Origin of the sequence: Sphingobacterium thermophilum, assembly GCF_039541675.1 — a bacterium.
GTDB classification, from domain to species: Bacteria; Bacteroidota; Bacteroidia; order Sphingobacteriales; family Sphingobacteriaceae; genus Sphingobacterium; species Sphingobacterium thermophilum.
In genome coordinates, this window is record NZ_BAABGR010000013.1 from 26086 (window position 1) to 32491 (window position 6406).

At 40.4% G+C, this 6406-nt stretch carries 6 protein-coding genes; 4 read left to right on the plus strand and 2 right to left on the minus strand.

Features of this window, described 5'->3' with window-relative positions:
* The first annotated feature begins 106 nt into the window (after positions 1–106).
* Positions 107–520: a BrxA/BrxB family bacilliredoxin gene (locus tag ABD873_RS05830; protein WP_039053088.1), complete on the plus strand. Its 414-nt coding sequence runs from the start codon at positions 107–109 to the stop codon at positions 518–520.
* 65 nt (positions 521–585) lie between these two features.
* Here the strand turns inward: ABD873_RS05830 and ABD873_RS05835 are convergent, their stop codons facing one another.
* A complete protein-coding gene (locus ABD873_RS05835) occupies positions 586–813 on the minus strand; it encodes a quinol oxidase subunit 4 (RefSeq protein ID WP_231561116.1) in 228 nt (75 codons plus the stop codon).
* 293 nt (positions 814–1106) lie between these two features.
* Here ABD873_RS05835 and ABD873_RS05840 point away from each other — a divergent pair, with 293 nt between their 5' ends.
* Together ABD873_RS05840 and ABD873_RS05845 are read left to right on the plus strand one after the other, a co-directional pair.
* Positions 1107–3326 (plus strand): bifunctional alpha,alpha-trehalose-phosphate synthase (UDP-forming)/trehalose-phosphatase, encoded by a 2220-nt coding sequence (locus ABD873_RS05840; RefSeq protein WP_345065909.1) that lies wholly within the window; start codon positions 1107–1109, stop codon positions 3324–3326.
* 7 nt (positions 3327–3333) lie between these two features.
* Positions 3334–5145 carry a glycoside hydrolase family 15 protein gene (locus ABD873_RS05845; RefSeq protein ID WP_345065911.1) on the plus strand — a complete coding sequence of 604 codons (1812 nt, stop codon included), beginning with the start codon at positions 3334–3336 and terminating at the stop codon, positions 5143–5145.
* A gap of 85 nt (positions 5146–5230) precedes the next feature.
* Here the strand turns inward: ABD873_RS05845 and ABD873_RS05850 are convergent, their stop codons facing one another.
* Positions 5231–5485 (minus strand): hypothetical protein, encoded by a 255-nt coding sequence (locus tag ABD873_RS05850; protein WP_345065913.1) that lies wholly within the window; start codon positions 5483–5485, stop codon positions 5231–5233.
* Positions 5486–5666: 181 nt separating this feature from the next.
* Between ABD873_RS05850 and ABD873_RS05855 the strand changes: the two genes are divergently transcribed.
* Positions 5667–6257, plus strand: a complete 591-nt coding sequence (locus ABD873_RS05855; protein WP_345065914.1) for a hypothetical protein — start codon at positions 5667–5669, stop codon at positions 6255–6257.
* The last annotated feature ends 149 nt before the right edge of the window (positions 6258–6406 follow it).

The following is a 6406-nucleotide window of genomic DNA, read 5'->3' on the forward strand; positions in this document are numbered from 1 at the left end:
TAGCTCTCAGCCCTGCACTTTCTGACATTATCTTGAGGTTCTTGTGTTGCTTTGGGGCTATTATTAACTTATATTTGCAATTATCAACAAACAAAGGACAATAATTATGTATCCAGAATATTTAGTAGCTCCTATGCGTCAAGAACTTGTAGACGCAGGTTTCCAAGAATTGAAAACTCCGGAAGAAGTAGATGCTGTAATCCCTTCGGAAGGAACAGTATTCGTCGTAGTGAATTCGGTATGTGGTTGCGCTGCTGCCAACGCACGTCCTGCAGCAAGATTTGCCGTTGAGAACAGCAATAAAAAACCAGCTAAATTGGTTACCGTATTTGCAGGCATGGAAAAAGAAGCGGTAGAAAAGGCACGTGAATATATGTTGCCATACCCTCCATCATCACCTGCAATGGCTTTATTCAAAGACGGAAAATTGGTTCATATGATCGAAAGACATATGATTGAAGGTCGTCCGGCACAGATGATTGCAGATAACCTAATCGCTGCATTCGAACAATACTGCTAATTCGTTAGATTATTTTGTTTTTTTGAATAGGATAAGCTCTTCCGCAATATGGAAGAGCTTATTTTTTACCATCGAAAATAAACATCATGTTTATGAGGTTTATGAGGCTTTTCTTTTTTATGTTTTTTCTTCTTCTGTCCGGGAGCATGTCGCTTCGCCGATTTATCTCCATATAATTTTTTCGCTTTTCCTGGAGGAAGATGTCCATGTGGATGTCTCGACGAAGTATAGCACGATGTTACACTACATCCTATTACCCCTGCCAAAATATAAGGTATTATTCTTCTCATCATAAATCCTTTCTTTATCTGTATTAATAGAAGGACAATTTAACTGCCTAAAAGTTTAAATGCTTTTTTCGGAGCTAAACAATCTGATTCCAAAATACAACGAAATTTCCCTTTAACTGTTCCTCCTAAAACGACATACCTATAAAGAAAAACTTTGAATCAAAAAACAGGATTTACTGTCATTATTAATACATAATTAAAATTTATCAAAACTACATAAGCTTAAAACTGTTAAATTATTAACAGTATGTGGTTTTGCTATAGGTAAAAGCGAAAATACTGTAACCCTATCGACTATGTACAAAAAGAGAACTATAATAATATCAAACAGACTACCAGTAAGAATCGAAAGAAAAGACGGAAAGCTTAACATTATTCCAAGTGAAGGGGGCCTAGCCACAGGACTGGGATCCATCTACAAAGAAGACGGCAATATATGGATTGGGTGGCCGGGGTTTGTTCCCAAAAACGACAAAGAGAAAGTTCAAGTCATCGAACAACTGAAACCACTAAACTTAGTTCCTGTATTCCTTACCGAAGAGGAGCTTGAAGGTTATTATGAAGGCTTTTCCAATGAGGTTTTATGGCCTATTTTCCATTACCATCCTTCCTATGCGGTTTATGAGCCATCCTATTGGGAGATGTATGAAAAAGTCAATCAGAAGTTTGCTGATATTTTTGCGGAGCAAAACATCAATGATGCAGACGAAATCTGGATTCACGACTATCAGCTCATGCTGTTACCTAAACTTATCAGAGCTTTAAATTATCGACTATCGATTGGCTATTTCCAACATATCCCTTTTCCTCCGGATGAACTGTTCAGAAGTATACCATGGCGCGATGAGCTCCTGAAAGGTTTGTTGGGAGCAGACCTCATAGCCTTTCATACGTATAACGATACGCAGCACTTCCTCAATGCCTGTACCCACATTTTAGGTATTCCGATACAGAACAATTGTCTTAGAAGTGGGGGCCGCAGCGTATACGTGGAGGTCTTTCCGATGGGAATAGACTTTGAAAAGTTCAATAATCTCTCCAAGTCGCCGGAGATAAAAAAACGAGCTAAAGAAATTCGTACCTTTTACAACAACCGTAAATTTATACTTAGTATTGATCGCCTGGACTACAGCAAAGGTATTTTAGAACGTCTGCGTGCTTTTGAATGCTTTCTGAAAACCTATCCGGAAGTACGCAATGAGGTAGTGCTTTATATGCTGGTCGTTCCCTCAAGGGATAGCGTGCCTAAATACAAGCAGCTACACGATGAAATCAACAGAATGGTAGGCCAGATTAATGCCGTCTATGGCAACAACGAGTGGACGCCGATAAGTTATTTCTATAACTCCTATGATGTCAAAGAGCTGTCAGCCCTCTATGTGGCTGCAGACATCTGCTTGGTGACCTCTTTGCGCGACGGCATGAACTTGGTTTGTAAGGAATTTATTGCAAGCAAAGAAGATCAGAACGGAGTCCTTATCCTGAGTGAGATGGCCGGAGCCAGCAAAGAATTGATAGGACCGCTGTTAATTAATCCCAATTCTATCGAGGAAATATGTGAATGTCTGAAAAAAGCCATTCACATGTCTCCAGCAGAACAACGCAAAAGACTGGACGACAGTCTAGAAATAGTCAAAAAATTCAACATCCGACACTGGGTAAGAATATTCTTCAAGAGGTTACGAGAAATCAAGTCTATTCAACAGCGCGAACATGCACGCCGCATCAATCCGGACACATTGACAAATTTCCTTACCCGCTATAGGGAAAGCAAACGCAACCTATTTTTCTTGGATTATGATGGTACGCTCATAGGATTCAACAACAATGCTAATGAAGCTACTCCTACAAACGATCTTTATGAGGTGTTAGAAGAACTGCAATCGAATCCAAACAATCAGATTGTAATCATCAGTGGAAGACCTCATGAAACTCTTTCCGAATGGTTTGAAGGGAAGCAATATTATCTAGTCGCAGAACATGGCGCTTGGAGCAATTATCCCGATTTTAAATGGCATACCAGAACACACTTTTCCACACGCTGGAAATATCCGATAAAACACATTATGACCAAGTTTACCAATATGACCGCTGGATCGGTCATGGAAGAAAAAGACTATTCTTTGGCTTGGCATTATCGTAAGGTGCAGAGTGGCTTAGGCAACCTACGAGCACAGGAGCTGGTAGACCATCTGCGCTATCTGTTACCGCAACACGGCTTACAACTGCTTATGGGGAACAAAGTCATTGAAGTAAAAAACAGTGAGCTGAACAAAGGAAAAGCAGCCATGGAAATCGTGAAAGACTTCCGTCCCGAATTCATCTTTGCCATAGGTGATGACGCTACCGATGAGGATATGTTTCTGGAACTGCCCTCGAGCTCTATAACCGTGAAAGTAGGAAGCCGCAAGTCCGCAGCCCGATATTACATCGACACGCAAGAAGATGTATTAAAGCTTATCAAGCAATTTACGTTAGTCAAACCACAAGAAGCTTTAATCTCTTATCATAAATAAATTTATTATGTCGGAAAAAAAACATATTTACAACAGTGGGATTATAGGAAACTGTGCCTATATAGCACATGTAAATAAAGACACCAATATAAGCTGGCTGTGCTGGCCAACCTTCCAGGATTCGTTTGTGTTTGGAGGCCTGCTCGATGAAGAACGAGGTGGCCGTTTTGATATACGACCTGTGGCTGAACAGTACAACAGTAAACAATACTATATTGAAAACACTAACATACTATGTACCGTAATCGAAACATCGGAAGGGACGTATAAAATCACGGATTTTGCTCCACGTTTCGAACAGTACGAACGCTACTTCAAACCTCTGATTCTTATCCGTAAAGTGGAACCCGTAAAAGGGAGACCACGAATACGTGTACGCTGCGAACCCGTATATCAATACGGAATGCTGCAGTTTGAAAAAAGCAGAGGTAGTAACCATATACAGTTCCATCAAGGAGATCTTCGTATGCGTCTGGCTACTGACATGCCCATAAATCATTTTTTTGATGACATTCCTCATGTCTTGGATAAGCCTATCTATCTTATCCTAACCTTCGGTAGTCCCTTTGAGGCACCTATTGAAAGGACATGTGAAGATTTTCTGCGAAGGACTACCTTGTATTGGCAGAAATGGGTGAAAAATGCATCAATACCCTCTTTCTATCAGAAGCAGGTTATACGGTCTGCCTTAGTCTTGAAGCTCCACCAATTTGAAGATACGGGTGCTATAATTGCGGCAAGCACGACCAGCTTACCCGAATTTCCTGGATCAGGAAGAAACTGGGACTATAGATTTTGCTGGTTGAGAGACAGCTATTATGTCCTTACCGCGCTAAGCCATATCGGACATTTTGAAGAAATGGAAAAATATGCTTCGTATATTGCCAATATCACGCAGACCGACACCGGACGCCTACAGCCCCTCTACGGAATACTAGGCACTACACGTTTGGAAGAACGACTGCTGGACAACCTTCAGGGTTATTTGGGGAATAAGCCTATACGTGTCGGTAACCAGGCGTATGAGCATATCCAGAATGATGTATATGGCCAAGCTCTTATCGCCCTTCTTCCTCTCTTCACGGATTATAGATTTAAATATCAAAACCAAAAAATGGCAAAAGAATGGACTAACTTCATCCTTACTAAAATAGAGAATACCATAGATGAAACAGATGCCGGAATTTGGGAATTTAGAAACTTCCATCAAAGGCATTGCTATTCCAACCTTTTCCAATGGGCAGGAGCTACTGCTGCCCTTAAGATAGCCAGACAGTACGGCTTTGAAGAAATAGAGAACAAAGCTTTAGCATTACAGAAAAAAGCTTCCTTCTACATAGACTCCTGTTATGATGAAAAACGAGGTGTATTCACTAATGCTACAGATTCTAAAAATCTGGATGCCTCTACCCTGCAGCTTATTATGATGGGATATCTTGACCCCAATTCCGATAAGGCAAAAAATCATCTTAAAGTTTTAGAAAGTGAGCTGAAAGGTAAACATGGTCTCTTCTATCGTTACCTCCATAAAGATGACTTTGGAAAGCCAAAAACAACCTTTCTAGTTTGTGCTTTTTGGTATGTGGAAGCTCTAGCTTGCGTGGGTAGACTGGATGAGGCTCAAGAAGTTTTCAAGCAGCTGCTATCCTTTGGCAACCACCTTATGCTCTTCAGCGAAGATATCAACGAAGAAGATGGAAGCCAATGGGGCAATTTCCCGCAAGCCTATAGTCATGTGGGGCTAATGAATGCAGCCTACCGCATTGCCATCAAGCTGGACCGTCCTACCTTCTTCGAAAGTGCGGAAATGCCACATTAATACTCATTATCTTTATATAAAAGGAAAAGGCTTGAAACAGGAGGTTCCAAGCCTTTTCTTCTATAGCTGAGTGAGAGAATTGAAATTATTCATCAGAAGTGTAATAGCGTATTTCTTCCTGTGTCCTCAAATCTCTAAGCCCTATGGACATATGATCCTTAAGCCCATGTAGTAACTCATAAAAAGGACTTTCCTCATATTGTTTCTGCAGTGCCTTAAGAAAGTGAATAACCTCCTTACTGTTTGCACATTCCTGAAGCACCATCTCCTTAAAGGTAAGATCATGCTTACCCTTGGTGCTCTTAATAATTTTTATTCGATTCGAAACATCTAGATTCATAGGACGATGGTCAATGCTTTATCCTATAACCATAAAAACCTCCCTTCAGTTTTCGGAAAGTGAATAATCCGTATTAAGCACATCGCATCCGTAGATATACTATAATTTATTATAACCACTTTTAGGAATGAACGAATGTCCACCGCAAATGTTAAGAGGGTAATAAGTTATTTATAAGGATATGAACAAAATTCCTACACAAAAAATGGGCAAGTCTTTCGATTATTCGAAAGAACTTATTTTTGATGACGAGACACAGGCATTTGCCCGATACAGAATCATAGTTCAAAAGCTGTTAAATGTAAATGAATGGGACGCCATTGCAGACGGCATCTCTGCAAAGTTTGCCATTGTCAACCCTAAGAATGAGCATGAAAACCGAAGGGTGCGCAAAAACGACTATATACGTATAGACATCCCTGGCCCCGGCACACCTTCCGCCCATGGATACGACTGGGTTAAAGTCACTGAGCTGGACCAATACGAGCATCATCATAAAAGAAAAACATTTATCTCGCTGCAGCCAAGTCCTGACCCCTCCAGTCTAGAGGATCATACAGCTCATTTTTTCAAAAAATATGCTTCATCCAACCTCATGGTGCGCCAGGAAGAAAACAAAGTCATTATCAACTATGCAGGGAGGAATGAGGTAAAAAATACTGATACGGATCATATTTTAGATAATGTGCGAAATTTCTTGGTAGGAATTACAGCACAATTGGGCGCCTCATATCCACAATGGAAAGCGCTGGTGGATGGACTAGCAAAATAAATAATGCTTAATCGACATAATTTGTAATAATGAATAAAGGCCTGCTCATATGGACTGCCCCCAAAAAGTTGGACGAATTTATGCAATATTTTTGATATGATGAGCTCGGTATTCTACCGGGCTCATTCCATTTAAATTAGTTCTTATCC

Coding starts and splice junctions, on each gene's coding strand:
- ABD873_RS05830 (WP_039053088.1), top strand. CDS start 107: ATGTATCCAGAATATTTAGTAGCTCCTATGCGTCAAGAACTTGTAGAC.
- ABD873_RS05835 (WP_231561116.1), bottom strand. CDS start 813: ATGATGAGAAGAATAATACCTTATATTTTGGCAGGGGTAATAGGATGT.
- ABD873_RS05840 (WP_345065909.1), top strand. CDS start 1,107: ATGTACAAAAAGAGAACTATAATAATATCAAACAGACTACCAGTAAGA.
- ABD873_RS05845 (WP_345065911.1), top strand. CDS start 3,334: ATGTCGGAAAAAAAACATATTTACAACAGTGGGATTATAGGAAACTGT.
- ABD873_RS05850 (WP_345065913.1), bottom strand. CDS start 5,485: ATGAATCTAGATGTTTCGAATCGAATAAAAATTATTAAGAGCACCAAG.
- ABD873_RS05855 (WP_345065914.1), top strand. CDS start 5,667: ATGAACAAAATTCCTACACAAAAAATGGGCAAGTCTTTCGATTATTCG.